Raw genomic sequence first — 26,180 nt, 5'->3', positions numbered from 1 at the left:
GTCAGGTGCGCCGGCGCAGCTGCGCCTCGTGCCCGGCGAGGCCCAGCAGGTAGACGACGGCGGCCGAGCCCAGCAGCCACGGGGAGTTCCCGTCGGGCGGGGCGAGGAGGGCCGCCGCGGCCACGGCCACGACGTAGCAGGTGTTGAACAGCGCGTCGTAGAGGGCGAAGACCCGGCCGCGGGCCTCGTCGGCGGTCTCCTGCTGGATGGCCGCGTCGGCGCACAGCTTCACCACCTGCCCGGCGGTGCTGAGCACGAAGGCCGCGGCCAGCACCGTCGGGATCGTCGTGACGGCGGCGACCCCGACCTGCGCCAGCGCCGCGACGACGAGGCCCGTCCGGATCGTGGTCGCGCGGCCGAGGCGGTGGGTGAGCCACGGCGTGAGCAGCGCCGCCACACCGACACCGGCGCCGGCGGCCATCACGACCTGCCCGACCCCGGCCAGCCCGGCCCGCCAGACGCCGGCGTCGTGGAACGCGTAGCGGAAGAGCAGCAACGACAGCAGCGTGCTCATGCCGAAGGCCAGCCGGTGCGCGCCGACGGCGCAGAACGCGGCACTGGCCGTGGGCACCCGCACCACCGCGCGGGCGCCGTCCAGCCACCCGCGTGCGACGGCAGCGATCCGGCTGCGCGCCTCGGTCCCGTCCGGTCCGAGCACGCCCCGGGCGAACCCGGCCGCCGCGACGGCCGCGAGGAGCGACCCCACGATCGCGAGCGCCGTGGTCACCCCGGAGCCGGCGTCGCCCGCCCCGACCAGCTCACGGACGCCGATCGCCATGGCCCCGCCCAGCGCGGCCGAGGCCGCCCCGGCGGTCGACGCCACGACGTTGGCCTCGACGAGGTTGCGCGGCTCGACGACGTGCGGCAGCGCCGCCGACAGCCCCGCCCCCACGAACCGGCTCACCCCGACGACGGCGAGCGCGCCGAGGTAGAGCGGCGGACCCGCCACCCCGGTCCCGACCGCCACGGCGACGACCGCGATCAGCACCCCGCGCAGCAGGTTCGCCAGGAGCAGCACCCGGCGGCGGTCCCAACGGTCGAGCAGCGCGCCGGCGAAGGGCCCGATGAACGAGTACGGCAGCAACATCACCGCGAGCCCGGCCGCCACCGCGAGCGGATCGGCCTGGCGCTCCGGGTTGAACAGCACCGCGCCGCCCAGCGCGGCCTGGAAGAAACCGTCCCCCCACTGGGCCGGGACCCGCGAGAGCAGCAGCCTGCGGAAACCGCGGCCCCGCATCAGTGCGCGGACGCCGACCTTCACGGCGGCCGCGTTCCCCGCCGCCGGCGTCAGGGGCGGAGCGGGGTTCGGGAGGGACACGGGTGGAGCGTACGTCCCGGGGCGGGGGTGCGAATATGGGCGAGTGAGGGACGACCGCCCCGGCAGGCAGGCCACCGCTCCGGTCGGACCGGGCACCCTTCTGGTGGCCGCACCCAACCTCACCGATCCCAACTTCTCCCGCACCGTCGTCTACCTCGTCGAGCACCGCGAGCACGGCAGCCTCGGCGTGGTGCTCAACCGGCCGTCCGAGGCCTCGGTGCAGGACGTCCTCCCCCGCTGGGCGGCGCTGGCGTCCGGTCCCGGCACCGTCTTCGTCGGCGGGCCGGTCGACGGCACCACCGCGCTCTGCCTGGCCAGCCTGCGGCCGGGCCATCGGCCCGACGGGGTCGAGGGCGTCGTCGGGGTGAACGGGCCGGTCGTGCTCGTGGACCTGGACAGCGAGCCGGCGGCCGTCGCCTCGCGGGTCCGGGGGCTGCGGGTGTTCGCCGGGTACTCGGGCTGGGACTCCGGACAGCTGGCCGGGGAGATCGCCCGCGGGGACTGGTTCGTGGTCCCGGGCCTGCCCGACGACGTCACCACCGCGCGCCACGCCGACCTCTGGGGCCGGGTGCTGCGGCGTCAGGGCGCGCCGCTGGCCCTGCTCTCCACCTTCCCCGTGGAGATCGGGCTGAACTGACGTCGCGCGGTCGACCCCGGTCGATCGGTCGTCTCGGTCGACCTGTCGGCTTCGGTCGGCAGTGGGTCTCGGTGGCCCGTCGGTCCCGGTCGGCCCTGCTCGGCAACGCGTTCGTGACCTGCGGGACCTTTCGCCGGTCCGGCCGTGCGGGGACCCTGGAGGCCCGCAAGGACCGAGGAGGCCGGATGCCCGCCCGTCGTGCCCCGTCCCGCGCCGGCCTCGCCGTGGTCGCGGCCCTCGCGCCGCTGCTGGCCGCCTGCTCGGTCCTGGTGACGGGCACCCCGACACCCGCCCCGCCCCGCACCCTCGACGGGGCGCAGGTCGAACGGGACGTGCGCGCGGTGCTGGCCGCGGATCCGTCGACCGCGGCGCTGGCCACGGCCCCGGTGCTGTGTCCCCAGCAGGTCGTCGTGTACCCGCAGCTCGTGCTGTTCTGCCAGGCCCAGTTGGGCAGCGTGATCCGCTCGATCCCGGTGACGGTCCTCGACCGGGACGGGAACTACCAGGTCGGCAGGCCGTTCTGACGTCCGTATACGGTGAGACGTACGTCTCAGACGAACGTATAGAAGTCCGCGAGTCGGGAGATCCGGCACCGCGAGTCGGGAGTTCTGGGACCGCGAGTCGGGAGTTCGGGCCCGCGGGCCGGCGGCCGTGGAACCCCGAGTCGAGAGTTCGTCTTGAGCCGTGCCGCTCCGCGCCTCGCGAGCACTCTCACGCCCGTCGTGCGCCGCGACACAACCGCTCTCGTGCTCTCACACCCGCCCCGGCTCCACGACACAGCCGGTCACTCCGCCGCACACCCCGTCGACGACCCGCGGGAGATCACTTCGGATGTGCGGGCTCGGGCGTGCGGGCGTGTCGCGAAGTCGGCAGCGGAGCCGACGGCGTCGCCGTCCCGAGCGGACACACCACGACGTGCGCGGGACACCCTGTCGACCGGGTGTGCCGCGAGGTCAGCAGGTGTGCCATGCGGTCCGGCCGGGTGTGGCAGGTCCGGCCGGGTGTGCCCGCCGATCCGCCTGGTGTGCTGGTACGGGGTGGGTGTGCTGGGTCGGGCGAGGCGGCCGCTGGCGGCCTCCGCCCGCGAGTCCGCTCGGCAGAGCGACCGCGGCGCGGCACCGGCGGCCGCTCCTCCCGATCCGGCGGCCCCTTCACATCCGCCGGGGCGTCCCACACCTGCCGGGATGCGGCGACACACCCGAACAGTCCGTCCCACACCCCGTCGGCGGCCCGCGGGACGCCTCTCCGGGTGTGCGAGCTCGCGCAGCGTGAGCCGGCTCGAGGTGTTAGCCGGGTGACCGCGGCGCCTCACATCCGCCGGGTCGTCCCACTCCCGTAGGCGCACGCCGGCACACCGGATCGCTTCGCCCCACATCCCGTCGACGACCCGTGGGACGCCCTTCCAAGGTGTGCGGGCTCGCGCAGCGAAAGCCGCTGCAGGGTGCCTGTGACCTTCTCGGCTCGAGGTGTCAGCGAGGCGACCGCGACTTCACACCCGCCGGGTGTCTCACGCCCGTCGGAGTGCCTCACATCCGCCGGAGTGCCTTACACCCGCCGGGCGCGTCACACTGGCCGGCCCCGTCACACCAGCCGGAATGCCCTGACACACCCGACGACTCCGTCCCACACCCCGTCGACGGGCCGCGCGACGCCGCTCCGGGTGTGCGAGCTCGCGAGGCGCAGCGGAAGCCGGCGGGACGCCACCGGCGCAGCTACCCGAACCCCTTCCGCGCGCACATCCAGAACTGGGCGGCGCACCCTGTCCACCGAAGAGCGCCGAAGCTCACGAAGAAGAGGTCAACGCAGGGCGGTGCGGCAGCCTGCGACCAGATCACAACCCGCGCAGGAGCCCGTGCAGCCGTTGTCCGCCTCGGCCTCGGCGGCCCGGGTGGCGGTCTCGATCCGGCCGGCGCGGTCGCCGAGCGCCCCGCCGATCCCGGCGAGCACGAGCGCCCCGACGGCGGCGATCGCCGCGACGGTCCAGCCGAGCGCGGCGGGCGGGGCGGCCAGCAGCACGACCCCGGCGAACACGCAGACCGCCCCGGCGGCGGCGAGCGGCGGGGCCGCCACGCGGTTCGCCGAGACCCAGGCGGGCGCGGACTCGAGGGTGGCTGCGGTGCGGACCCCGGCCCAACGGTTGCGCGGCAGCTTCGACCGTGCGCCCAGCACGGCGACCGTGACCAGCGCGACGCCGGCCAGGACGAAGAGCACACCGAGGACGAGGCGCAGGGTCGCGGGCACGTCACCAGGGTAGATCGGGCCTCCGGGCGTGCCGCGCGGCCCCGCCCCCGTGCAACCCCGTCGAAGCCCGTCGGCCAGCGGCGTTACCCTGGGTATCGCGTTCCACGGCCCGCCGGAAGCCCGGCCTCACCCGGCGCCGCGCCGAGCCGCACGCCGAACCGACCACCCGGGCCGTCCGGGGCGGGCGCGATCCGGCCGCGCGGCTCCCGGCGACCGCACCAGCAGGCCGACCGGCGAACCGTCGCGGGACGGTTCATCCTCGAGGTAGAGCGGGATCATGAGCACGGAGAGCACCACCATCGCGCCCGGAGACGCTCCCGCGTCCCCGCCCCACCGCTACGACGCGCGCCTGGCCGGCGAGATCGAGCGCCGCTGGCAGGACCGGTGGGAGGCCGAGGGCACGTTCCACGCGCCCAACCCGGGCGAGCCGGGCTCGGAGAAGCCCAAGGCATATGTGATGGACATGTTCCCGTACCCGTCGGGCGCCGGGCTGCACGTCGGGCACCCGCTCGGCTTCATCGGGACGGACGTGCTGGGCCGCTACCTGCGGATGACCGGGCACAACGTGCTGCACCCGATGGGCTTCGACGCGTTCGGCCTGCCCGCCGAGCAGTACGCCGTGCAGACCGGCACGCACCCCCGCACCACCACCGAGGCGAACATCGCCCGGTACAAGCAGCAGCTGCGGCAGCTGGGCCTGGCCCACGACCCGCGCCGGTCGATCGCGACCACGGACGTCACGTACTACCGCTGGACCCAGTGGATCTTCCTGCAGATCTTCGAGTCCTGGTACGACACCGAGGCCGACCGCGCCCGCCCGATCGCCGAGCTGAAGGACGAGTTCGGGTCCGGTGCCCGGCCCACCCCGGACGGGCGCCCGTACGAGGACCTCACCGAGGCCGAGCGCCGCGAGCTGATCGACTCCTACCGCCTGGCCTACATCTCCGAGGCGCCGGTGAACTGGTGCCCCGGCCTGGGCACCGTGCTGGCCAACGAGGAGGTCACGGCCGACGGCCGCTCCGAGCGCGGCAACTACCCCGTCTTCCGCCGCAACCTCAAGCAGTGGATGATGCGGATCACCGCGTACGCGGACCGGCTGGCCGCGGACCTGGACCGCGTCGACTGGCCCGAGTCGGTCAAGGCGATGCAGCGGAACTGGATCGGCCGCTCCGAGGGCGCCCGGGTCCGCTTCCCCGCCCCCGCCGGCGAGATCGAGGTCTTCACGACTCGCCCGGACACGCTGTTCGGTGCCACCTACATGGTCCTGGCCCCGGAGCACCCGCTGGTGGACCGGCTGACCCCGGCCGCGTGGCCGTCGGGCACGGATGTGCGCTGGACCGGCGGCGCCGGGACGCCCGCGGAGGCCGTCGCGGAGTACCGCGCCGTGGCCGCGCGGAAGTCCGAGCTGGACCGGCAGGAGAACAAGGAGAAGACCGGCGTCTTCACCGGCGCCTTCGCCGTGAACCCCGTGAACGGCGAGGAGATCCCGGTCTTCGTCGCCGACTATGTGCTGATGGGCTACGGAACCGGCGCGATCATGGCCGTCCCGGCCCAGGACCAGCGCGACTGGGACTTCGCCACGGCGTTCGGCCTGGCGATCGTGCGCACCGTCGACCCGGGCGAGGGCTGGCAGGGCGAGGCCTTCACCGGTGAGGGCGCGGCGATCAACTCGGCCAACGCGGAGGTCAGCCTGAACGGGCTGGGCGTCACCGCGGCCAAGCGCGTGATCATCGACTGGCTGGCGGCCAAGGGGTTCGGCGAGGGCGTCGTCCAGTACAAGCTGCGGGACTGGTTGTTCTCCCGGCAGCGGTACTGGGGCGAGCCGTTCCCGATCGTGTGGGACGAGCACGGCCCCGTCGGGCTGCCGGAGGACCAGCTGCCGGTCGTCCTGCCCGACGTCGACGACTACTCCCCCAAGACCTACGACCCGGACGACGCGGACACCGAGCCGGAGCCGCCGCTGTCGCGGGCCGACGAGTGGGTGAACGTCGAGCTGGACCTGGGCGACGGGCCGCGGCAGTACCGCCGCGAGACCAACACGATGCCGCAGTGGGCCGGCTCCTGCTGGTACTACCTGCGCTACCTGGACCCGGGGAACTCCGAGCGCTTCACCGGCGTCGAGGCCGAGAAGTACTGGATCGGCAAGGAGCCGGAGATCTCGCCGGTGGACCCGGGTGGCGTCGACCTGTACGTCGGCGGCGTCGAGCACGCGGTGCTGCACCTGCTGTACTCGCGCTTCTGGCACAAGGTGCTGTTCGACCTGGGGTACGTGTCCAGCGAGGAGCCGTTCCGGAAGCTGTTCAACCAGGGCTACATCCAGGCCTACGCCTACACCGACTCGCGCGGGCTGTACGTGCCGGCCGAGGAGGTGGTCGAGGACGACAACGGCCGTTTCACGTGGAACGGCCAGCCCGTGAACCGTGAGTACGGGAAGATGGGCAAGTCCCTGAAGAACGTCGTCACGCCGGACGAGATGTGCGACCGGTACGGCGCGGACACCTTCCGGCTGTACGAGATGTACACCGGCCCGATGGAGGCCTCGCGGCCCTGGTCGACCCGGGACGTCGTCGGGCCGCAGCGGTTCCTGCAGCGGGTTTGGCGCAACCTGGTCGACGAGAACACCGGCGAGTCGCGGGTCGCGGACGTCGAGCCGGACACCGACACCCTGCGTGCCCTGCACAAGGCGATCGCGGGTGTGCGCGAGGACTACCCGGCGCTGCACTACAACACCGCCGCGGCGAAGCTCATCGAGCTGAACAACCACCTGACCAAGGCGTACCCGGGTGGCGCGCCGCGGTCGGTGGCGGAGCCGCTGGTCCTGATGCTGGCGCCGCTGGCCCCGCACATCAGCGAGGAGCTGTGGAGCCGGCTGGGCCACGGGTCCACGCTGGCCTACGAGACCTTCCCGGCGGCCGACGAGCGGTACCTGGTCCAGGACACGGTCGAGTACCCGATCCAGGTGAACGGCAAGGTGCGCTCGCGGGTCACCGTCCCGGCCGACGCCGACGGCGCAGCCGTGCAGGCCGCCGCGCTGGCCGACGAGAAGATCGTCGCCGCGCTGGACGGGGCCGAGCCGCGGAAGGTGATCGTGGTCCCCGGCCGCCTGGTGAACGTCGTCCGCTGACGGCGCGTCAGCCCGTCTCCGACGCCCGGCGCCGCTTGAGCGGCCGCACCGCCCGCCGCGTCGCCCCGGTCCGGGGCGGCGCGCTGCGGGCCGGGTCGTCGAGCCACTCGTCGACCTCCTTGACGACGAGGCCGGCGTCGGCCAGCGCGGCCCGCGCCTCCTCGACCGGCACGGCCGCCCAGGAACGCTCGGCGAGCGCGGCACGGTTGAGCAGCGAGCGGAGCTTCCGCCCGGTGGCCGGGTCCATCGCGCGCTCGCGGACCACCCGGCGGACGTAGGCCGAGACGACGTCGGACTGCTGGTCACGGGTCTCGTCGAGCGCCGCCAGCGCCACCTGCGCGGACTCGAGCGCGGCGCGGGCGGCGGCGACGACCGCCTGGCCGGCGAAGCCGTTCCCGGCGAGGAGCTCGGCGGCCGCCAGCTCCCGGCGCGCCCGGGCCATGCCCGGCCGCGGGCCGGGCGAGGGTTCCACCGCGTTCACCGCAGCCGCACCGCCTCGGCGCGGGCGCGGACCAGCCACGGCTCCTCGGGACGCGACAGCTGGGCCTGGGTCACGGGGTAGGCGCACACGGTGATCCCGGAGCGCTCGGTGTGCCGCCACAGGACGGACTCGACGGCGCGCAGCTCGCCCCACGGCGACTCCAGGTCGTCGAGCACCAGGAGCAGGTCCAGCTCGGACTCGACCGACCCCTCGCCGCTGGCCCACGGCCCCACCAGCAGGACCTGGTGCAGACGGTCGCCGTAGTGCGTCGCGAGTTCCGCGGCGACGGTGGCGGGCAGGTCCTCGTTCTCCGGGGCCGGGTCGGGGTAGCCGGCCGCCGCCTGCTCGGCGGCCTCCGGGTCGACGAGTCCGGCGTCGGCGAGCCAGTCCAGCGCGCGGCGGCGGGCCCGGGCGTCGCGGAACCGGAACCACTGGTCCCGCACCTCGGGGAACTCGAAGAGGGTGTTCTTGAAGCGGCGGAAGGCACCGCGGCCGTTGAGCGCGCGGTCGAGCAGCTCGGCCGCCCGCCGGTGCTGGACGCCGGCGGTGAAGTCCGCCATGTCCTGGTAGCCCGCGCGGGAGCCGGTCTGCTCGATCGCGACCCAGCCCTGCTCCTCGAGCTCCTCCGAGTCGTCGGGCTCGCCGGAGTAGATTTCGGGCACCGTCGAGACGATCCGGCCCGTGCGCGGATCGATCCACCACTGCACCTCGGGGGTGCGGTCGTCGAGGGCGTCCGCCAGCTCGCCGAGATCGACCTGCGCCGGATCGAGCATGGCTCGCACCCTACCCAGGCACGGGCCGCGCGGACCCGTCGTCGCCCGGCCGGATCAACGCGCCGGATCGGAGGGACCCGGTCAGCGGGGCCGGATGACGACCTCGGGCAGGTGCGCGTCGTCACCTGCGGTCACGGCGGCGAGGATCGCGGCGGCGACGCTCTCGGGCCGCAGGAACTTCGAGCCGTCGTACTCCCCGCCCTCGTGCGCGACGACGGCCCGCTGCATGTCGGTGTCGACGCGGCCGGGGTGCACGGAGGTCACCCGCAGGTCCGGTTCCTCCGCGCGCAGCGCGTCGGCGAAGGCGCGCAGCGCGAACTTGCTGGCGGCGTAGGAGCCCCAGCCGGCGCGGGCGGTGAGCCCCGAGCCGGAGTTGACCAGCACGACGTCGCCGCGGGCCGCCCGCAGCGCGGGAAGCAGCAGCCGGGTCAGCCCGGCCACCGCGACCACGTTCACCTCGAACTGGTGCCGCCAGGTGTCCGGCTCGGTCTCCTCGATCGTCCCGAGGAGACCGACGCCGGCGGAGTGCACCAGGACGTCGAGGCGCGAGAGGTCGAGCCCGGCCACGGCCGCGGCGACGGACCCGTCGTCCGTCAGGTCGACCGGCCAGGCCCGTGCGCCGTCGAGCGCGGCGGCGAGGGACTCGAGCGCCACCGCGTCGCGCCCGCCCAGCACCAGGTCGTGCGTGGGGGCGAGGGCGCGGGCGACGGCGGCGCCGATCCCGCGGGAGGCACCGGTGACGAGGGCGAGCGGCCGGGAGTCCACGGCCGCCACCCTAGGTCCGCTGATCGCGGACCGTCGGATCAGACCCGCCGGGCGCCGCTGAACGGCATGGCGTTCAGCGAGCTGATCTTCACCGGCTGGCCGCTGGTGCTCGCGTGCACGACCTGGCCGTTGCCGATGTACATGGCGACGTGGCTGACCGGCTTGTAGAAGAAGACCAGGTCGCCGGGCTGCAGGCTGCCCTTCGACACCGGGGCGCCCACGCCCGACTGGGCGCGGCTGGTGCGCGGGATCGACACGCCGGCCTGCTTGAACGCGAAGCTGGTCAGGCCGGAGCAGTCGAACGCCGACGGGCCGGAGGCGCCGTAGCGGTAGGGCTTGCCGACCTGGGCGAGCGCCGTCGACAGCGCGGAGGCGCGCTTGGCGGCGGGCGAGAGGCCGGCCGAGGCGGCCTCGACCGCCTGGGCGGGGGCGGTGAACGCGACCGTCCGGACCGCGGCCTCGACGGGGGCGGCGGCGGGAGCGGCCGCGGTGACGGCCGGGGCCTCGGCGTCGGCCCCGGTGGAGGCGGGCGCCAGGGAGAAGAAGGCGGCCGCCGCGGCGGTGGCGGCGACCAGGGTGGAACGCAGCAGCGCAGGTTTGTGCTCGGGCACCGGTGTGCATCCTCGTGAATCGCACCGCCCCACGGCCGCCGGCGTGCGCTCGGGGGAGAGCGGGCAGCCGGTGCGACGGGTGCGGTGGGGAGTACTCCGGCCCTGCTGAGGGAGCTTGCTGGGAGCCCGGGCCGGCGACGCACCCGCCCGTGGGGGCGGTGACCTCGTGCCCGTCCTCCCGGGTGGAGGGCGGTGGCGCGAGGCCGCGAAGGAAATTACGAACGCATTAAGGTCGCCGCCATGACGCAGATTACATTTCCGCCCGGAAAATCGGGTGACGGTGCTCACCGAATTGGTGACACGTTCGGCCCAGTGCTGCCGTGATCAGCTCGTGATAGTACGCCGAAACTCGTCGATGCAGGTGAGAGAGACCCAGATCGGTCACGTGATGCGCCCGTGATGACTCCGTCCGGGTGAAACCATTTCCGGTTCGGAAGCTCCGCGAACATTTCCGGAAGGGAAGCAAAAAGAACCCCGGCCGGAGACGGGCTCCGGCCGGGGTTCCGACGAGGGGTGGGAGCCTCAGCGCTCCCGCTCGCCCCGGATGAACTCCTCGACCGCGGTGCGGGCCTCGGAGTCGCTGTACTGCTCCGGCGGGGACTTCATGAAGTAGCTCGACGCGGAGAGGATGGGACCGCCGATCCCGCGGTCCTTCGCGATCTTCGCGGCGCGCACGGCGTCGATGATGATGCCCGCGGAGTTGGGCGAGTCCCAGACCTCGAGCTTGTACTCCAGGTTGAGTGGGACGTCGCCGAACGCGCGGCCCTCGAGCCGGACGTAGGCCCACTTGCGGTCGTCGAGCCAGGCGACGTAGTCCGACGGGCCGATGTGCACGTTGTCCTTACCCATGTCCCGGTCGACCTGGCTGGTCACCGACTGGGTCTTGGACACCTTCTTCGACTCGAGCCGCTCCAGCTCCTTCATGTTCAGGAAGTCCATGTTCCCGCCCACGTTGAGCTGCATCGTGCGGTCGAGCTGCACGCCGCGGTCCTCGAACAGCTTCGCCAGCACCCGGTGGGTGATGGTCGCGCCGACCTGGGACTTGATGTCGTCGCCGACGATCGGGACGCCCGCGTCGCGGAACTTCTGCGCCCACACCGGGTCCGAGGCGATGAACACCGGCAGGGCGTTCACGAACGCCACGTTCGCGTCGATCGCCGCCTGCGCGTAGAAGCGGTCGGCCGCCTCGCTGCCCACCGGGAGGTAGGAGACGAGCACGTCCGCCTGCGTCTCGCGCAGGACCGCCGCGACGTCGACCGGCTCCTCGTCCGACTCGGTGATCGTCTCGCGGTAGAAGCGGCCCAGCCCGTCGAGGGTGTGGCCGCGCTGCACCGGGACGCCGAGCGGCGGCACGTCGGCGATCTTGATGGTGTTGTTCTCGCTGGCCGTGATGGCCTCCGAGAGATCGCGGCCGACCTTCTTCGCGTCGACGTCGAACGCGGCAACGAACTTCACGTCGCGCACGTGGTAGCCGCCGAAGTCGACGTGCATCAGGCCGGGGACGCGGGTGGCCGGGTCGGCGTCCGCGTAGTACTGGACGCCCTGGACCAGCGACGCCGCGCAGTTGCCGACGCCGACGACGGCGACTCGCACCTCACTCATGCCGGCTCTCCTTCTTTCTCCGTCGGGACTTCAGGCCTCGGGAAGGCCTCGTGGACCGGCCTCGTCGCCGGGGTGACGCTCCCGCTCGATGAGCTCGTTCAGCCACCGCACCTCGCGCTCGGTGGTGTCCAGCCCGAGCTCGTGCAGCTCGCGGGTGTACCGGTCGATCTGCTCGCCGGCCCTGGCGAGCGCCGCGCGCAACCCCTCGCGGCGCTCCTCGACCGCCCGGCGCCTGCCCTCCAGGATCCGCATCCGGGTCTCGGCCGGGGTGCGGGAGAAGAACGCCAGGTGGACGCCGAAGCTCTCGTCGTCCCACGTCTGGGGGCCGGACTCGGCCAGCAGCTCGGCGAACCGCTCCTTGCCGTCGGCGGTGATCCGGTAGACGCGCCGGGCGCGCCGGGACCAGCCGCCGCCCGTCGCCGGGGGGCTCCCGGACCGGTCGGGATCCTCGACGATGAGGCCCGCGCGGACGAGCCTGCGCAGCGCCGGGTAGAGCGAGCCGTAGGAGAAGGCGCGGAACCCGCCGAGCCGCAGCCCGAGCTGTTTGCGCAGCTCGTAGCCGTGCATCGGGGCTTCCAGCAGCAGCCCGAGGATGGCGAACTCGAGCATCCGCCTCCCTCCCTTTCACGAGCCGCCCGGAGACCCCGATGTCCCCGGCGATCGGTCGGATCACTATATCGGCCCGATACATCCACGTGCAGTGCCGAGATTCCGGTCACGCTCCCGACCTGCGGCTGCGCCCGGCGGTCCCGCCCGTCCGGGCGGTTCGGGAACCGCACGGGCGGGTGGCTGAGTACCCTGGTCGGGTGCTCACCCAGCGACAGGTCGTGGACTACGCGTTGCAGCGCCGTGCGCTGCTCGCGGACGTCTACGCCGGTCGGGTGGGAACCGCGGAGGTCTGTGACGCGAGCCCGTACCTGTTGCGGGCCGCTCGGTTCCACGGCCGGCCCACGCAGCAGCAGTGCCCGGTGTGCCGCAGGGAGCGGCTGACACACGTCTGGTGGGTGTTCGGCGAGGAGCTCCGTCAGGTGTCCGGCTCGGCCCGCGACCCGGAGGAGGTCGAGGAGCTGGCGGCCCGGCACGGCGAGTTCTCCGTCTACCTCGTGGAGGTCTGCCGCACGTGCAGCTGGAACCATCTGGTCCAATCGTCGGTGCTGGGCACCGGTGCCCGGCCCGACCGCCCGCGTCGCCGGAGGACCGCCGCCGAGTGACCACCCCTGCCCGATGAGCCCCGACCCCGTGAGCCGTACAGCGCCCGCACCCCACGCCCCAGCCCGGTCCGCCCCTGCTCCCGGCCGGCGGACCGGAGAAGCACGGAGCCCGCGGTGACCGATCAACGCAGCGACCGACCCGCAGCCGGCGGCCCGCCGCCCCGGCCCGGAGTCCCGGACGTCTGGGACATCCGCCCCACACAGGGCCCCCCGCCACGCGGCGCGGGGCCCTGGCGCGGTCGCGCGTCCCGGTCCGGTCCGCCGCAGCAGGGGCCGCACCAGGGCCCGCCCCCCGGTCCGCCGCAGGGTCCGCCGCCCGGGGCGCGCCCGGGTCCGCCCGCGCAGCAGGGGCCCTACGGCCCGCCGAACCGGCCGATGCCGCAACGCGTCGGGCCGGGGCCCCAGGGTCCGCAGGGTCCGCCGATGTCCGGCCCGCCGCCCCTGCTGACCCACGACCCGAGCACGTCCGGCCCCGACGACCGGCCGACCTCGCTCGCCCTGGCCGACCCGCCCGGTCCCCCGCCGCGGCGACCGGGCACCGGCGGGGACGGCGACGGCGACGGCGGTGGTCGCCGGCCCGGAGGACGGAAGCGGCTCGTGCGCAGGATCGTGCTGTGGAGCCTGGCGGCCCTGGTCGTCGGGCCGTTCCTGGCGTTCGCGATCGGCTGGGTGGCGTTCAAGGTGCCCAGCGCCGACGACGTCGCCAACACCCAGGTGGCCACGTTCACCTTCGCCGACGGCAGCCCGCTGGCCACGGTCCGGCCCAACAACATCAACCGGGTCAACGTCACCCTCGACCAGGTGCCGGAGCCGGTGCAGCACGCCGTGCTCTCCGCCGAGGACCGCTCGTTCTTCTCGAACCCGGGCTTCGACATCTCCGGCATCGGCCGCGCGGTGTGGAGCCAGCTGACCGGCGGCATCGGCGGCGGCTCCACGATCACCCAGCAGTACATCAAGGTGACGACCGGCCAGGACCAGTTCTCGCTCTGGCGCAAGTACAAGGAGATCGTGCTCGCCGCGAAGATCTCCAAGGAGCAGACCAAGCAGGAGATCCTCGAGAACTACCTCAACGCGATCTACCTGGGCCGCGGCGCCTACGGCATCCAGGCCGCCAGCCAGGCGTACTTCGGCAAGGACGTCCAGCAGCTGAACGCGTCCGAGGGCGCGATGCTCGCCGGGCTGATCCAGTCGCCGTCGCGCTGGGACCCGGCGAAGAACGAGGACAAGTCCCGCGAGCGCTGGAACTTCGTGCTCGACGGCGAGGTCCAGATGGGCTGGATGACCCAGGCCGAGCGGGCGCAGCAGCAGTACCCGCAGTGGGTGCCGCCGTCGTCGGCCGAGGGTGGCATCCCCGGCGACGCCAACGGCCACATCTACAACCAGGTCCGCGCCGAGCTGGAGCAGAACGGGATCTCCGAGGCGGAGATCAACACCGAGGGCCTGACCGTGCAGACCACGATCGACCCGGACAAGCAGAAGGACGCCGTCGACGCGGCCAACCAGGTGCTGAAGGGCCAGCCGGACAACCTGCGCACGGCGCTGGTGTCGGTCGACCCGAAGACCGGCGCCGTGCTCGCCTACTTCGGCGGCAACGACGGCGTCGGCCTCGACTACGCGCAGGCGTCCAAGCAGCCCGGGTCGTCGTTCAAGCCGTTCGTGCTGGCCGCGGCCCTGCAGCAGCCGGACCCGATCGGTCTGGGCACGCAGTACGACGGCTCCTCGCCGCAGACCCTCGCCGGCCAGAAGGTGTCGAACTCCGAGGGCGTGAGCTGCGGCCGGTGCTCGGTGAAGACGGCGATGACGCAGTCGATCAACACCGTCTTCTACAGGATGGCGCTCGACATCGGCCCGCAGAAGGTGGCCGACGCGGCGATCAAGGCGGGCATCCCGGCCGCGCCGCTGGCCAACCCGACCGGCGGCATCTCGCTCGGTGACAAGAACGTCACCACCGAGAACATGGCGGCGGCCTTCGCCACGTTCGCGGCGGACGGCGTCGCCCGGCAGCCGTACCTCGTCGCGAAGGTGACCACCAGCGACGGCCGGGTCATCTACGACCACGGCGCCGGCTCCTCCGCCGGGATCCAGGCCTTCAGCCAGCAGGTCGCGCGCAACGTCACCGAGTCCATGACGGACGTGGCGAGCTCGTCGCGGATCGGGCTGCGGGACGGCCGCCCGGTCGCCGCCAAGACCGGCACCGTGCAGAGCAGCATCGAGGGCCAGAACAACGACGCCTGGACCGTCGGCTACACCCCGCAGATCGCCACCGCGGTGTGGGTCGGCACGGACGACAACTCGCCGATCAAGAACTCGGCCGGCCGGCCGGTCTACGGGCGGATGCTGCCCGGCTCGATCTGGCAGCAGTACATGTCCGACGCGCTGCGCGGCACGGACGTCGAGGCCTGGTCGAAGTTCACGCCGATCGGGCAGGGCCCGGTCTCCGACTACGCCGGCCAGTCCCCCGCGCCCACGCGGTCCGCCGACTCGAACGACGACGGCGAGGACGGTCAGCAGCGGCGCAGCCGCGACGGCGGGGACAACGGCGACAGCGGGAACAACGGCAACGGCAACTCCGGCCGCGGCAACAACGGCAACGGCAACGGGAACGGCGGCGACTCCGGGGACAGCCGGGACAGCGGCGACGGCGGCGACAGCGGCGGCGACAACTAGGTGACGCCGCGGCCGGTCGCTCCCCAAGGCACCCGGTCCTCCGCGGCCCGGCGGCCGACGCGCCGGCCCGAGCCGCCGCGCGGGCCCGCACGGGTGGTTCCGACGTGGACCGAGCCGCTGGTCGCGGCCGCGAGCCGGGTCGTCGGCGGGCCGCTCGGCCGGCACGCCCTCGTGGGCCGCGCCGCCTTCTGGACCCCGCTGCGGGTGGTGCTGCTGCTCGCGGTGGTCACGCTCGCCCTGGGTTGGCTCGGCAAGTCGCCGTGTCTGCAGCAGTACCGCACGGACGACGGGCAGTTGGCGCTCGACTGGCAGAACAACCGCCAGTACGTCGCCATGTGCTACTCGGACACGGTCCCGCTCTACGCCATCGAGCGGCTCGACGACCCCTCGGCGGTGCCCTACCGGGACTCGTGGACCGACTCCCCCTCGGGCGGCGTCGCGCAGACGCGGTACATGGAGTATCCGGTGCTCACCGGCTTCTACCAGTGGGCGGCGGCGCGGCTGACGGACGGGTGGCAGGCTGCGGCCGCGGTGCTCCCGCTGCCGACGGCGCTCCCCGTCGTCGTGTACTTCGACCTCGTCGCGTTCGGGCTGGCCCTCGCCTGGATCGTCGCGGTGTGGGCCGTGGTCCGGCTGCGGCCAGACCGGCCGTGGGACGGTGCGCTGGTCGCGATCTCCCCGCTCGTCGCCGTGCACGCCTTCACCAACTTCGACGCGCTCGCCGTCGCGCTGGCCTGCGCCGGGCTCCTCGCGATCGCCCGGCGCCGCGCGGTCCTCGGCGGGGTGCTGCTCGGGCTCGGCGGCGCGGCCAAGCTCTACCCGCTGCTCCTGCTGCTGCCGGTGCTGCTCGTCGCCGCCCGGCGCCGCGAGCTAGGCACCGCGTGGCGGACGATCGGCGCCGCCGTCGTCACCTGGCTGGCGGTGAACCTGCCGGTCGCCCTGGCCTGGCCCACGGGCTGGTGGGAGTTCTTCCGGCTCAACCGGACGCGGCCCGCCGACCCCGACTCGCTCTACTACGCGCTCTCGTACTTCACGGGCTGGAGCGGGTTCGACGGCCCGCTGCGCGCCGACCAGGCGCCGAACACGCTCAACGCCGTCACCGCCGCCCTGCTCGTGATCGCCTGCGCCGGCCTGGTCGTGCTGGCCGCCAAGGCACCCCGGCCGCCGCGGCTCGCGTCCCTGGCGTTCCTGATCGTCGCGGCGTTCCTGCTGGTCAACAAGGTGTGGAGCCCGCAGTACTCGCTCTGGCTGGTGCCGCTGGCCGTGCTCGCGCTGCCGCGCTGGCGGCTGCTGCTCGCGTGGATGGCCGTCGACGCCCTGGTCTGGGTGCCGCGGATGTTCTTCTACGTCGGCACGGACAACAAGGGCCTGCCCCCGGACTGGTTCCTGGGCGCGGTCCTGCTCCGCGACGCCGTCGTCGTGCTGCTCTGCGTGCTCGTGGTGCGCTCGATCCTGCGGCCCTCGCGGGACCCGGTGCGCGCCGGCGACCCGTACCGCGACCCCGACTGGCCGGTGCGACGGCGGTCACACGGACCCGCGCACCGCGTGCCGGTCGGGCAGAGTCCGGAGCATGGCACCGGGTAGTGGTCGCGTCGCGGAGCTGCGCGCGGCCGTCGAGCAGCGGCTGGCGGGGTTCGAGCGGCGGGCGGTCGAGCGCCCGGACCTGAAGCGCTCCGCCGTCACGATCACGCTCGTCACCACGGGCGGCGCCGGCCTCGCCGACGGGCTCGCCTTCCTGCTCACCCGGCGGGCCGCGACCCTGCGCCGGCACGCCGGGCAGTGGGCGCTGCCCGGCGGGCGCTCCGACCCGGGCGAGACGATCACCGAGACCGGCCGTCGCGAGCTGCTTGAGGAGATCGGGCTCGGGCTGGACGAGGACGCGGTGCTCGGGCTGCTCGACGACTACCCCACCCGCTCCGGGTACGTGATCACGCCGGTCGTGCTCTGGGGCGGCGAGGTCGGCGAGCTCACCCCGAACCCCGACGAGGTCGGCGAGCTCCACCGGATCCCGCTGGCCGACATCGACGTGGAGCCGCGCTTCCTCACCATCCCGGAGTCCGAGGCGCCGGTCATCCAGGTGCCGCTGTTCGACCGGTTCGTGCACGCGCCGACGGGGGCGGTGCTGTACCAGGTCCGGGAGCTGCTGCTGCACGGTCGTCCGACGCGGGTGGACCACCTGGAGCAGCCGGTGTTCGCCTGGCGGTGAGGCCGCCGGTCTCCCGGGCGTCGACCGTGCCGGGCACGCGCAGGAACAGCACGAACAGGATCGCGAGCAGGGCCGCCCTGCCCCACACGCCGAGCACCACGGACTGGGCGGCGAAGCCCGCGGCGATCCCGGCGTCGGCCCGGACGTCGAGCAGGTAGAACCAGCGGAAGATGCCGACGCCGATCAGCGCGTCGGCCGCGAGGTACGTCGCGATCCAGCCCCACCGGACCCGCAGCAGCACCAGGAACGGCAGCAGCCAGAGCGTGTACTGCGGCGAGTGCACCTTGTGCAGCAGCAGGAATCCGCAGAGCATCGCGCCGCTGACGCCGATCCACGGGTAGACCGCGCCCCGCCGCCACCGCAGCAGGCCGACCCCGGCGGCGACCACGAAGGACAGCAGCACCAGGGCCGGCGACAGCACGTCCGACGCGGGGGCGAAGAACTCGCCCAGGCCCAGGTCCGCCATCAGCGGCCGGACGCCCCAGAACCAGATCGAGTTCGTGCTGACGTCGATCGGCCGCTGCTCCTGGAACGTGAACGACGCGGCCCAGCCGGGGAAGCCGAGCACCGCGAACGGCAGGTTCGCGGCGGCAGCCGTGAGCGCGCCCGCGAGGCACACGCGGATCGCGCCGGGGACGTCGAGGCCGGCGCCGGGCGGGCGGCCCCGGGTGAGGACGTACAGCGCCAGCGGCAGCAGGAAGGCCCCGGGGTAGAGCTTCACCGCGAAGCCGAGGCCGAGCAGTACCGCGGCCACGGTCGCGCGGGTGCCGAGCGGCACCTCCCGGCGCAGCCCGTGCATCACGCACACGGCGCCGACCGCGCACGCGACGGCCGGCAGGTCCCAGTTGTGGAAGGCGTAGAGCACCAGGGGTGGGCCGAGCGCCCACAGCAGCGCCCGCCAGCGCGCGAGCCGGCCCAGCATCCAGCCGGTGACCAGGCCGAACGGGGCGAGGACGAGCGCCGAGACGAGCAGGAAGTCGGCGTCGGTCGACGCGCCGAGCGCGCCCAGCCACATCAGCACGCCGGTGAGCACCGGGTACTCGACGGTGCCGCCCTGCAGCTGCCCGTCCGGCGTGATCGAGCCGTGGACGTACGGGAAGACGTGCTGGTCGACGTCCCGGCCCAGCCACAGCTTCTGGATGTCCGAGTAGCAGACTTCCCGGTACTGCCGGACCGCGTGGTCGGGCGCCGACCGTCCCGCCGCGTCGAACTCCGGCCCGGTGCAGCGGGCCTTGTTGGCGTAGCCCAGCAGCAGGGTCAGCCCTGTGAGCAGGACGATCAGGACCAGGCCCGCGGTGCCGAGCGGGCGACGGGCGGTGCCGTCGGGTGGGGCGGTGTCGTCGGGTGCGGCGGTGTCGTCGGTGGGCCGTGCGGGCGGCGTGGTGTCGTGGGGGGCGGGATCGGTGGGTGGCGTCCCGGTGTCGTGCGCGGCGGGGCCGGCGGGCCGCGCGGCCGGGGAGCCCGCGGCCGCGCTCTCGCTCACCGTCCGAGCTTCTCGCGCAGGAACGCGATGTCCGCCGCCTGGCCCTCGGCGGGGGTCTCCACGACGACCGGGGCGCCCGCCGCGGCGCACACCGCGGCCAGGACCGCGGGCTCGATGGTCCCGGAGTCGACGTTGGCGTGCCGGTCGCGGGCGGAGTCGAACTCGTCCCGCGAGTTGTTCAGGTGCACCAGGTCGATCCGCCCGGTGATGGCCTTCGCCCGGTCCACGACGTCGACCAGGTCCTCGCCGGCGGCGAAGGCGTGGCAGGTGTCGAGGCAGAAGCCGACGCCGAACTCGCCCACCGCGTCCCACAGCCGGGCCAGCGCGTCGAACTTGCGGGCCATCGCGTTGTCGCCGCCCGCGGTGTTCTCGATGAACACCGGCACCGCGAAGCCGCCCTCGTCCTGCTGGCGCTGCACGAACTTGCGCCAGTTGTCGACGCCGACGGCCGGGTCCTCGTCCTGCGTGACGTGCCCGCCGTGCACCACCAGCCCGATCGCGCCGACCGCCTTCGCGCCCTCCGCGTGCTGGACCACGAGCTTCCGGGAGGGGATGCGGATTCTGTTGTTCGGCGAGGCCACGTTCACGACGTACGGCGAGTGGACCACCGTGGCGACCTCCGCGGCCGCGAGCGCCTCGGCGTGGGGGTGCGGCTGCGGCTTCTTCCACCCCTGCGGGTCGGCGAGGAAGAACTGCACGATCTCCGCCCCCCGCTCGGCCGCCGCGGCGAGGGGGTCGTCGTCGCGGACGTGGGCACCGATGAGCATGCCGACGAGGGTAGTGACCCCCACCGACAGTCCCGCACTCGCGCACTCCCGCCGCGGGCCGCTGCGGGCGGGGCCGGTGCCGGCCCGCACCGGACCGTTCACACCCGGGAAGGATCGCGGGGGCGGGGCCGGAGCCGCGGAAACGCGCTGGTAACCTCGTGTGCAACCGCTCCGACCGGTGGCCACCCGGGCCGCCGCGACGAGCCGGACCGCGGACCCCGTGTCCCGCGGCCGGCCCGATTCTGTCGGTGCGGGGTGAGAACCTCCTGCCGCGGAAGCGCCGCGGCCGTTCCAGTCCACAGGAGGTGAGTGGTTCTCATGCGTCACTACGAGCTCATGGTCATTCTCGACCCGAGCCTGGACGAGCGCACGGTACAGCCGTCGCTGGAGACCTTCCTGAACGTCGTCCGCTCCGACGGCGGTTCGGTGGAGAAGGTCGAGGTCTGGGGCAAGCGTCGCCTCGCCTACGAGATCGCCAAGAACGCCGAGGGCATCTACGCGGTGCTCGAGGTGCAGGCGGAGCCGGCCACCGTCGCCGAGCTCGACCGCCAGCTGGGTCTCAACGAGTCCGTCCTGCGCACCAAGGTGCTGCGCAAGGAGCCCAAGAAGGCCGCGAAGGCCGCCCCCGCGCGCACGCCCGCCCCCGCCGCGAGCTGAGGAGGCCCCCATGGCCGGCGAGACTGTGATCACCGTGGTCGGCAACCTCACCGCCGACCCGGAGCTGCGGTTCACCCCCTCCGGGGCGGCCGTCGCCAACTTCACGGTGGCGTCCACGCCGCGCACCTTCGACCGCCAGTCCGGCGAGTGGAAGGACGGCGAGGCGCTGTTCCTGCGCTGCAACATCTGGCGCCAGGCCGCGGAGAACGTCGCGGAGACGCTCACCCGCGGTGCGCGCGTCATCGTGCAGGGCCGGCTGCGGCAGCGGTCGTTCGAGACCCGCGAGGGTGAGAAGCGCACCGTCATCGAGATGGAGGTCGACGAGGTCGGCCCCTCGCTGCGGTACGCCACGGCCAAGGTCAACAAGGTCAGCCGCGGCGGTGGCAGCGGCGGCTTCGGCGGCGGCGGTGGCGGCGGCGGCTTCGGTGGCGGCGGCCAGGGTGGTGGCGGCGGCTACGACGACCCGTGGGGTTCCGCCCCGCCGGCCGGCAGTGGCCCCGCCGCGGACGACGAGCCCCCCTTCTGACCTCGATCCACACCCCTGCGTGAGCGCGGGGACCAGTACATCCAGGAGCACCAGCAATGCCCAAGCCCGTCCTGCGCAAGCCGAAGAAGAAGGTCTGCGCGTTCTGCAAGGACAAGGCCCAGGAGATCGACTACAAGGACACCGGCCTGCTGCGGAAGTTCATCTCCGACCGCGGCAAGATCCGGGCCCGCCGTGTGACCGGCAACTGCCGGCAGCACCAGCGGGACGTCGCCGTCGCGGTGAAGAACAGCCGCGAGGTCGCCCTCCTGCCGTACACCTCGACCGCTCGCTGACCTGAGGAAGGAGTAGCACCGTGAAGCTCATCCTCACGGCCGACGTGCCGAACCTGGGCGCGCCCGGCGACATCGTCGAGGTCAAGGACGGCTACGGCCGCAACTACCTGCTCCCGCGCCAGTTCGCGATCGTCGCGACCCGGGGCGCCGAGAAGCAGGTCGAGCAGATCCGCCGTGCCCAGAAGGCCCGGCAGATCCGCGACCTGGGCCACGCCCAGGAGGTCGCCGGCTCGCTCAAGGAGCTGTCGGTCACCGTCAAGGCCAAGGCCGCGGGCAACTCCGGCCGGCTGTTCGGCTCGGTCACCTCGGCCCAGATCGTCGACGCCGTGCGCGCCGCCGGCGGCCCGGCCCTCGACCGGCACGCGGTCGAGATCGGCGAGCAGATCAAGTCGGTCGGCACCCACCCGGTGAAGGTCCGCCTGCACCCGGAGGTCACGGCCGACCTGCAGGTGGCGGTCGTCGCCGCCTGACGTCCGGCATCGGCGGACCCCGGTCCGTCACTTTCCGTCACGAGGGCGGGATCGCGGTCGAGTCGACCGGGTCCCGCCCTCGCGGCGTTCTCGGGCCGCGGATCGCGCTCGGTGTCGATCGCGGGAGGGGGCTCCGGGAGTGCTCGCGGCGAGCGGTGGCACACCGACCGTCCGGCGCGTGGGAACGACACGCAGAGGTTGCGCCCGCGTCGCTGGGTGACATCGCGGATGCGCCGGGTGGACGCGCGCCGGAGGGTCCCGACACGCCCGTCACGGGACGCGCCGGGCCGATCGGAAAGAAAGTTGTCCACACCGGTCCCCCTGGGTCTGAACTGCGGAAAGGCGCTCTGAGCAGGGGTTGTCCCCACGGTGTCCACAGCTCGGTGGGGAGGGCCGCCTGCCCTGTCCCCGATCCGTCCCCACGCCCTCCCCAGGGTTGTCCACACGCTGGTTTGGGCCCTGGCGCGGACTGGCCTAGCGTCACGTGCCCGGGCCGCGTGGACGACCGCCGTCCGCCCCTCAGACCGTTCGTCGCACGCCACCCGAGGGCGTGACCCCGGACGGGTCCGGGTCGGGGTGGGGCGTTCGCCGCGCGGCCGGGAGAACCGGCTGCGGATCGAACTCATGTTCGATACCATGAGGCCACGTGGTGACAGGGGGTGACGTCGGGCATGGCGGTGACGGATGACCGTCCCAATCGGCCACGAGCCGTCCGCGAGGGCGAGGGCCGGCAGGGCGGGGACTCCGCGGGCGGGGCCGTCCCGAACCCGTTCGACCGTCAGCCCCCGCAGGACCTCACGGCCGAGCAGTCCGTGCTGGGCGGCATGCTGCTGAGCAAGGACGCGATCGCGGACGTGGTGGAGGTGCTGCGGCCGGACGACTTCTACCGCCCGGCGCACCAGACGGTCTACGACTGCATCCTCGATCTCTACGGCCGGGGTGAGCCGGCGGACGCGGTCACGGTGTCGGCGGAGCTGCAGCGCCGCGGCGAGCTGATCCGGCTCGGCGGCGCGCCGTACCTGCACACGCTGATCGCCACGGTGCCGACCGCGGCGAACGCGGCGTACTACGCCGAGATCGTCGCGGAGAAGGCCACGCTGCGGCGGCTGGTCGAGGCGGGCACCCGGATCGTGCAGCTGGGCTATCACGGGGCCGAGGGCGCCGAGGTCGAGGAGGTCGTCGACCGGGCCCAGGCGGCGATCTACGAGGTGACCGAGCGATCCACCAGCGAGGACTACGTCCCGCTCGAGGAGCTGCTGCAGCCCACGATGGACGAGATCGACGCCATCGCCTCCCGCGGTGGCGTCTCGCTGGGCGTGCCCACCGGGTTCCAGGACCTGGATGCGTGCACCAACGGGCTGCACCCGGGACAGATGGTCGTCGTCGCGGCTCGTCCGGGTCTGGGCAAGTCCACCCTCGGGCTGGACTTCGCCCGCAGCTGCTCGATCAAGCACCAGATGACCTCCGCGGTGTTCTCGCTGGAGATGAGCAAGACCGAGATCGTGATGCGGCTGCTGTCGGCGGAGGCGCGGATCCGGCTGGCGGACATGCGGGCGGGCCGGATGAGTGACGACGACTGGACGCGGATGGCGCGGCGGATGTCGGAGATCTCCGAGGCGCCGCTGTTCATCGACGACTCGCCGAACCTCACGCTGATGGAGATCCGGGCCAAGGCGCGGCGGCTCAAGCAGCGCAACGACCTGAAGCTGATCATCCTGGACTACCTGCAGCTGATGACCTCGGGCCGCAAGGTCGAGTCCCGGCAGCAGGAGGTGTCGGAGTTCTCCCGGCAGATCAAGCTGCTGGCCAAGGAGCTCGAGGTGCCGGTGGTGGCGATCTCGCAGCTCAACCGCGGTCCGGAGCAGCGCACGGACAAGCGGCCGATGATCTCGGACCTGCGCGAGTCGGGCTCGATCGAGCAGGACGCGGACATGGTCATCCTGCTGCACCGGCCGGACGCGTTCGAGCGGGACGACCCGCGCGCAGGCGAGGCCGACCTGATCCTGGCCAAGCACCGTAACGGCCCCACCAACACCATCACGGTGGCCCACCAGCTGCACTACAGCCGCTTCGCCGACCTCGCGCACGGCTGACCCGCTGGCTCAGTGGCAGGTGTGCTCGTGGCCCACGTGGGCGTGCTGCTCCAGCTGCAGGGTGCTGTGGCTGAGGCCGAAGCGCTCCCGCAGGGCGGCACCGGCCCGGTCGAGCACGGTCGCCCCGCAACCCGTGGCGTCCTCGGCCTCCTCCGTGACCACCAGGTGCGCGGACATGGACGGCGTGCGGTCGTTGATGGCCCACACGTGCAGGTCGTGCACGTCGGCGACGCCGGGCACGGCGAGCAGCGTGCTGCGGACCTCGGCGACGTCGATCCCCGCCGGCGCGCCCTCCAGCAGCACGTGCCAGACCTCGCGCAGCAGGCCGATCGCCCGGGGCAGGATCAGCGCGGCGATGAGCAGCGAGGCGAGAGTGTCGGCGTAGGGCCAGCCGGTGGTGACGAGCACGATCGCCGCGACCATCACCCCGACCGAGCCGAGCGCGTCCCCCAGGACGTGGAGCATCGCCCCGCGCAGGTTCATGTTGCCGCGGTCCCCGCCGGCGAGGATCGCCAGCGACACGAGGTTGCCCGCGAGCCCCACCGCACCGATGACGAGCAGCGGCAGCCCCGGGATCTCCGCGGGCTCGAACAGCCGGGCCACGCCCTCCACGGCCACCCACACCACGACCGCGACCAGCGCCACGGCGTTGAGCCCGGCCACGAGCACCTCGACCCGGCCGAGGCCGAAGGTCCGGTGGTGGCAGGCCGGCTTGGCGGCGAGCACCGACGCGGCGACGGCGGCGGCGAGCGCCCCGGCGTCCGTGAGCAGGTGGCCCAGGTCCGCGAGGAGTGCGAGCGAGCCGGTGAGCAGGGCGCCGACGCCGCCGAGGACGGCGCAGGCCAGGGTCACGAGCAGGGCGGCGACCAGCCGACGGCGGTCGCTCCCCGCGCCGTGACCGTGCCCGTGTCCGTGACCCGTTCCCATGGCCCGCACGCTACCCATGCGTGATCGTGCATGTAAAGAGAAGGGTCGGGTCCCCTCACCTCGCGCGGTGGCGATCACATCCCTGGTCCCGTCACAACCCTGTCCAAGGTCACGATTCGGTCACCTACACTGGTGGGTGGTGCACCCGGATCAACGGCGAGCGGGACGCCGTTCCCCAACCAGGCCTTCGCGAACCCGGGGGTACCCCGAACGATGCTCAGCGACCGCGAGCGAAGCCAGTTCGCCCTGATCGAGCAGGGCCTCATGTCCGGCGATCCGCTGTTCGTGGCGCGGTGCAGCGCGCTCGGGCGGAAGGTGCGCCGGCACCGGCCCCCGCAGAGCCGCACCGCCCGGCCCGCGGACCGCCGCTCGGTGCACGCCGCGGGCTTCGTGCCCACGATCCTGCTCGGCGGCGGCCTGCTGCTGCTGGTGCTCGGCGGGGCGGCGGCCGCGGTCCCCATCGTCGTGGCCGGGATCCTCATGGCCATGGCCGCGCTCGGGCTGGCCCTGACCGCGCCACAGCGGGCGTGGCCCGACACCCCTTAGGTCACCCCTCAGGTCAGGTGCCCGAGGAGGAGGTGGTTGGCCTCCTCCGCGCTCTGCATCGTCGCGAGGTGCCCGCCGTGGAGCACCTCCAGGTGCGCCCCCGGGATGCCCGCGGCGATGGTGCGGGCGTGCGGCTCGACAGGCGTCGGCTTGTCCTCGTCCCCCGCGATCACGAGCGTCGGCGCGGTCACGGCGTCCAGCCGGTCGCGGTGGTCCCACACCTCGATGGCCTCGCAGCAGGCGATGTAGCCGTCGTCGGGGGTGTCGGAGACCCACCCGACGGCCCGCTCGACGACGTCGGGGTGCTTCTCCGCCCACTCCGGCGTGAACCACTTCTCGACGACGCCCGGCGCGATGCCCGCCGTGCCCTCGGCTCGCACGGCCTCGATGCGCTGCCGCCAGACCGAGGGGTCCGGGAAGTTCGAGGAGGTGCAGCACAGCACCAGCCGGGCGATGCGGTCCGGGTGCTCGGAGCCCAGGTACATCCCGACCATGCCGCCGAGCGAGAGCCCGCACCAGTGCACGCGGTCCGCGCCGAGCGAGTCGAGCGTGGCGAGGACGGCCTCGCCCAGGGTCCGCATCGTGTAGGGGCCGGGCGGGTTGGGCGAGGCGCCGTGTCCGAGGTGGTCCATGCGGATGACCCGGAAGTGCTCGGCGAGGGCCGGGAGGTTCGGCTCCCACATCTCGAGCGTGCTGCCGAGCGAGCCGAGCATGACGAGCACGGGCCCGTCCTCGGGCCCGTCCGTCCGGGTGTGGAGCAGGTCGGTCATGGGCCCGATCCT

The 26,180-nt window shown here is 73.5% G+C and carries 24 protein-coding genes; 13 read left to right on the top strand and 11 right to left on the bottom strand.

Features of this window, described 5'->3' with window-relative positions; genetic code table 11:
- Nucleotide 1: 1 nt before the first annotated feature.
- A complete protein-coding gene (locus ACQP04_RS36855; protein ID WP_433505036.1) occupies nt 2-1,318 on the bottom strand; it encodes an MFS transporter in 1,317 nt (438 codons plus the stop codon).
- Between the two features lie 43 nt (nt 1,319-1,361).
- On the opposite strand from ACQP04_RS36855, the gene ACQP04_RS36850 reads away from it, so the two are divergent.
- Nucleotides 1,362-1,955, top strand: coding sequence for a YqgE/AlgH family protein (locus ACQP04_RS36850; RefSeq protein ID WP_433505035.1), 594 nt, complete (start codon nt 1,362-1,364; stop codon nt 1,953-1,955).
- Nucleotides 1,956-2,140: 185 nt separating this feature from the next.
- Nucleotides 2,141-2,479 (top strand): DUF4333 domain-containing protein, encoded by a 339-nt coding sequence (locus ACQP04_RS36845; protein ID WP_433505034.1) that lies wholly within the window; start codon nt 2,141-2,143, stop codon nt 2,477-2,479.
- Between the two features lie 1,273 nt (nt 2,480-3,752).
- Here ACQP04_RS36845 and ACQP04_RS36840 read toward each other — a convergent pair.
- The gene (locus tag ACQP04_RS36840) at nt 3,753-4,196 is read right to left on the bottom strand and encodes an SdpI family protein (RefSeq protein ID WP_433505033.1); all 444 of its coding nucleotides are present in this window, start codon (nt 4,194-4,196) and stop codon (nt 3,753-3,755) included.
- A gap of 277 nt (nt 4,197-4,473) precedes the next feature.
- On the opposite strand from ACQP04_RS36840, the gene leuS reads away from it, so the two are divergent.
- Nucleotides 4,474-7,320, top strand: a complete 2,847-nt coding sequence (gene leuS / locus ACQP04_RS36835; protein ID WP_433505032.1) for a leucine--tRNA ligase — start codon at nt 4,474-4,476, stop codon at nt 7,318-7,320.
- 7 nt (nt 7,321-7,327) lie between these two features.
- Here leuS and ACQP04_RS36830 read toward each other — a convergent pair whose 3' ends face one another.
- From ACQP04_RS36830 to ACQP04_RS36805, 6 genes are all read right to left on the bottom strand, one after another.
- Nucleotides 7,328-7,801, bottom strand: a complete 474-nt coding sequence (locus ACQP04_RS36830) for a HEPN domain-containing protein (protein ID WP_433505031.1) — start codon at nt 7,799-7,801, stop codon at nt 7,328-7,330.
- Nucleotides 7,798-8,574: a UPF0158 family protein gene (locus ACQP04_RS36825; protein ID WP_433505030.1), complete on the bottom strand. Its 777-nt coding sequence runs from the start codon at nt 8,572-8,574 to the stop codon at nt 7,798-7,800. The genes ACQP04_RS36830 and ACQP04_RS36825 overlap by 4 nt, the downstream gene beginning before the upstream one ends.
- An 81-nt stretch (nt 8,575-8,655) precedes the next feature.
- The gene (locus tag ACQP04_RS36820) at nt 8,656-9,339 is read right to left on the bottom strand and encodes an SDR family oxidoreductase (RefSeq protein ID WP_433505029.1); all 684 of its coding nucleotides are present in this window, start codon (nt 9,337-9,339) and stop codon (nt 8,656-8,658) included.
- 38 nt (nt 9,340-9,377) lie between these two features.
- The gene (locus ACQP04_RS36815) at nt 9,378-9,950 is read right to left on the bottom strand and encodes a C40 family peptidase (RefSeq protein WP_433505028.1); all 573 of its coding nucleotides are present in this window, start codon (nt 9,948-9,950) and stop codon (nt 9,378-9,380) included.
- 522 nt (nt 9,951-10,472) lie between these two features.
- On the bottom strand, nt 10,473-11,552 hold the full coding sequence (locus ACQP04_RS36810) for an inositol-3-phosphate synthase (RefSeq protein WP_433505027.1): 1,080 nt from the start codon (nt 11,550-11,552) through the stop codon (nt 10,473-10,475).
- 30 nt (nt 11,553-11,582) lie between these two features.
- Entirely contained in the window at nt 11,583-12,161 is a 579-nt protein-coding gene (locus tag ACQP04_RS36805) for a PadR family transcriptional regulator (RefSeq protein WP_433505026.1), read from the bottom strand.
- A gap of 197 nt (nt 12,162-12,358) precedes the next feature.
- On the opposite strand from ACQP04_RS36805, the gene ACQP04_RS36800 reads away from it, so the two are divergent.
- The 4 genes from ACQP04_RS36800 (at nt 12,359) to ACQP04_RS36785 (ending at nt 17,636) form a co-directional block, all read left to right on the top strand.
- The gene (locus tag ACQP04_RS36800; protein ID WP_433505025.1) at nt 12,359-12,763 is read left to right on the top strand and encodes a DUF5318 family protein; all 405 of its coding nucleotides are present in this window, start codon (nt 12,359-12,361) and stop codon (nt 12,761-12,763) included.
- A gap of 423 nt (nt 12,764-13,186) precedes the next feature.
- Complete coding sequence (locus ACQP04_RS36795; RefSeq protein WP_433505024.1) at nt 13,187-15,430, top strand: transglycosylase domain-containing protein; 2,244 nt, start codon at nt 13,187-13,189, stop codon at nt 15,428-15,430.
- A gap of 93 nt (nt 15,431-15,523) precedes the next feature.
- Nucleotides 15,524-17,014, top strand: a complete 1,491-nt coding sequence (locus ACQP04_RS36790) for a glycosyltransferase family 87 protein (protein ID WP_433505023.1) — start codon at nt 15,524-15,526, stop codon at nt 17,012-17,014.
- Nucleotides 17,001-17,636 (top strand): NUDIX hydrolase, encoded by a 636-nt coding sequence (locus ACQP04_RS36785; RefSeq protein ID WP_433505022.1) that lies wholly within the window; start codon nt 17,001-17,003, stop codon nt 17,634-17,636. Before ACQP04_RS36790 ends, ACQP04_RS36785 begins: the two co-directional genes overlap by 14 nt.
- Nucleotides 17,637-19,115: 1,479 nt before the next feature.
- On the opposite strand, the gene ACQP04_RS36780 is transcribed toward ACQP04_RS36785, so the two are convergent.
- Nucleotides 19,116-19,886, bottom strand: coding sequence for a deoxyribonuclease IV (locus ACQP04_RS36780; protein WP_433505021.1), 771 nt, complete (start codon nt 19,884-19,886; stop codon nt 19,116-19,118).
- Nucleotides 19,887-20,204: 318 nt separating this feature from the next.
- On the opposite strand from ACQP04_RS36780, the gene rpsF reads away from it, so the two are divergent.
- The 5 genes from rpsF (at nt 20,205) to dnaB (ending at nt 23,925) form a co-directional block, all read left to right on the top strand.
- Nucleotides 20,205-20,543 carry a 30S ribosomal protein S6 gene (gene rpsF, locus ACQP04_RS36775; RefSeq protein ID WP_037042071.1) on the top strand — a complete coding sequence of 113 codons (339 nt, stop codon included), beginning with the start codon at nt 20,205-20,207 and terminating at the stop codon, nt 20,541-20,543.
- A gap of 10 nt (nt 20,544-20,553) precedes the next feature.
- On the top strand, nt 20,554-21,069 hold the full coding sequence (locus tag ACQP04_RS36770) for a single-stranded DNA-binding protein (RefSeq protein ID WP_433505020.1): 516 nt from the start codon (nt 20,554-20,556) through the stop codon (nt 21,067-21,069).
- Nucleotides 21,070-21,125: 56 nt separating this feature from the next.
- Nucleotides 21,126-21,362, top strand: a complete 237-nt coding sequence (gene rpsR / locus ACQP04_RS36765) for a 30S ribosomal protein S18 (protein ID WP_037042067.1) — start codon at nt 21,126-21,128, stop codon at nt 21,360-21,362.
- A 20-nt stretch (nt 21,363-21,382) separates the two neighbouring features.
- Nucleotides 21,383-21,832: a 50S ribosomal protein L9 gene (gene rplI, locus ACQP04_RS36760; protein ID WP_433505019.1), complete on the top strand. Its 450-nt coding sequence runs from the start codon at nt 21,383-21,385 to the stop codon at nt 21,830-21,832.
- 671 nt (nt 21,833-22,503) lie between these two features.
- A complete protein-coding gene (dnaB, locus tag ACQP04_RS36755; protein ID WP_037042063.1) occupies nt 22,504-23,925 on the top strand; it encodes a replicative DNA helicase in 1,422 nt (473 codons plus the stop codon).
- Nucleotides 23,926-23,934: 9 nt separating this feature from the next.
- Here the strand turns inward: dnaB and ACQP04_RS36750 are convergent, their stop codons facing one another.
- On the bottom strand, nt 23,935-24,852 hold the full coding sequence (locus ACQP04_RS36750; RefSeq protein ID WP_433505018.1) for a cation diffusion facilitator family transporter: 918 nt from the start codon (nt 24,850-24,852) through the stop codon (nt 23,935-23,937).
- Between the two features lie 213 nt (nt 24,853-25,065).
- Between ACQP04_RS36750 and ACQP04_RS36745 the strand changes: the two genes are divergently transcribed.
- A complete protein-coding gene (locus ACQP04_RS36745) occupies nt 25,066-25,398 on the top strand; it encodes a DUF3040 domain-containing protein (RefSeq protein WP_433505017.1) in 333 nt (110 codons plus the stop codon).
- Nucleotides 25,399-25,406: 8 nt separating this feature from the next.
- Here the strand turns inward: ACQP04_RS36745 and pcaD are convergent, their stop codons facing one another.
- A complete protein-coding gene (gene pcaD / locus ACQP04_RS36740) occupies nt 25,407-26,168 on the bottom strand; it encodes a 3-oxoadipate enol-lactonase (RefSeq protein ID WP_433505016.1) in 762 nt (253 codons plus the stop codon).
- Nucleotides 26,169-26,180 lie beyond the last annotated feature (12 nt).

The sequence above is a fragment of the Pseudonocardia halophobica genome (assembly GCF_050948485.1).
GTDB classification, from domain to species: domain Bacteria; phylum Actinomycetota; class Actinomycetes; order Mycobacteriales; family Pseudonocardiaceae; genus Pseudonocardia; species Pseudonocardia halophobica.
Note: the sequence above shows the minus strand (reverse complement) of the source record. Positions and strands in the feature narration are given on the sequence as shown.

What these genes read in the sequence shown, in the direction of transcription:
- ACQP04_RS36780 (WP_433505021.1), bottom strand. Translation starts at nt 19,886, where the DNA reads ATGCTCATCGGTGCCCACGTCCGCGACGACGACCCCCTCGCCGCGGCG.
- ACQP04_RS36745 (WP_433505017.1), top strand. Translation starts at nt 25,066, where the DNA reads ATGCTCAGCGACCGCGAGCGAAGCCAGTTCGCCCTGATCGAGCAGGGC.
- ACQP04_RS36805 (WP_433505026.1), bottom strand. Translation starts at nt 12,161, where the DNA reads ATGCTCGAGTTCGCCATCCTCGGGCTGCTGCTGGAAGCCCCGATGCAC.
- rpsR (WP_037042067.1), top strand. Translation starts at nt 21,126, where the DNA reads ATGCCCAAGCCCGTCCTGCGCAAGCCGAAGAAGAAGGTCTGCGCGTTC.
- leuS (WP_433505032.1), top strand. Translation starts at nt 4,474, where the DNA reads ATGAGCACGGAGAGCACCACCATCGCGCCCGGAGACGCTCCCGCGTCC.
- ACQP04_RS36795 (WP_433505024.1), top strand. Translation starts at nt 13,187, where the DNA reads ATGTCCGGCCCGCCGCCCCTGCTGACCCACGACCCGAGCACGTCCGGC.
- rpsF (WP_037042071.1), top strand. Translation starts at nt 20,205, where the DNA reads ATGCGTCACTACGAGCTCATGGTCATTCTCGACCCGAGCCTGGACGAG.
- pcaD (WP_433505016.1), bottom strand. Translation starts at nt 26,168, where the DNA reads ATGACCGACCTGCTCCACACCCGGACGGACGGGCCCGAGGACGGGCCC.
- ACQP04_RS36750 (WP_433505018.1), bottom strand. Translation starts at nt 24,852, where the DNA reads ATGGGAACGGGTCACGGACACGGGCACGGTCACGGCGCGGGGAGCGAC.
- ACQP04_RS36845 (WP_433505034.1), top strand. Translation starts at nt 2,141, where the DNA reads ATGCCCGCCCGTCGTGCCCCGTCCCGCGCCGGCCTCGCCGTGGTCGCG.
- ACQP04_RS36825 (WP_433505030.1), bottom strand. Translation starts at nt 8,574, where the DNA reads ATGCTCGATCCGGCGCAGGTCGATCTCGGCGAGCTGGCGGACGCCCTC.
- ACQP04_RS36770 (WP_433505020.1), top strand. Translation starts at nt 20,554, where the DNA reads ATGGCCGGCGAGACTGTGATCACCGTGGTCGGCAACCTCACCGCCGAC.
- ACQP04_RS36785 (WP_433505022.1), top strand. Translation starts at nt 17,001, where the DNA reads ATGGCACCGGGTAGTGGTCGCGTCGCGGAGCTGCGCGCGGCCGTCGAG.
- ACQP04_RS36810 (WP_433505027.1), bottom strand. Translation starts at nt 11,552, where the DNA reads ATGAGTGAGGTGCGAGTCGCCGTCGTCGGCGTCGGCAACTGCGCGGCG.
- dnaB (WP_037042063.1), top strand. Translation starts at nt 22,504, where the DNA reads ATGGCGGTGACGGATGACCGTCCCAATCGGCCACGAGCCGTCCGCGAG.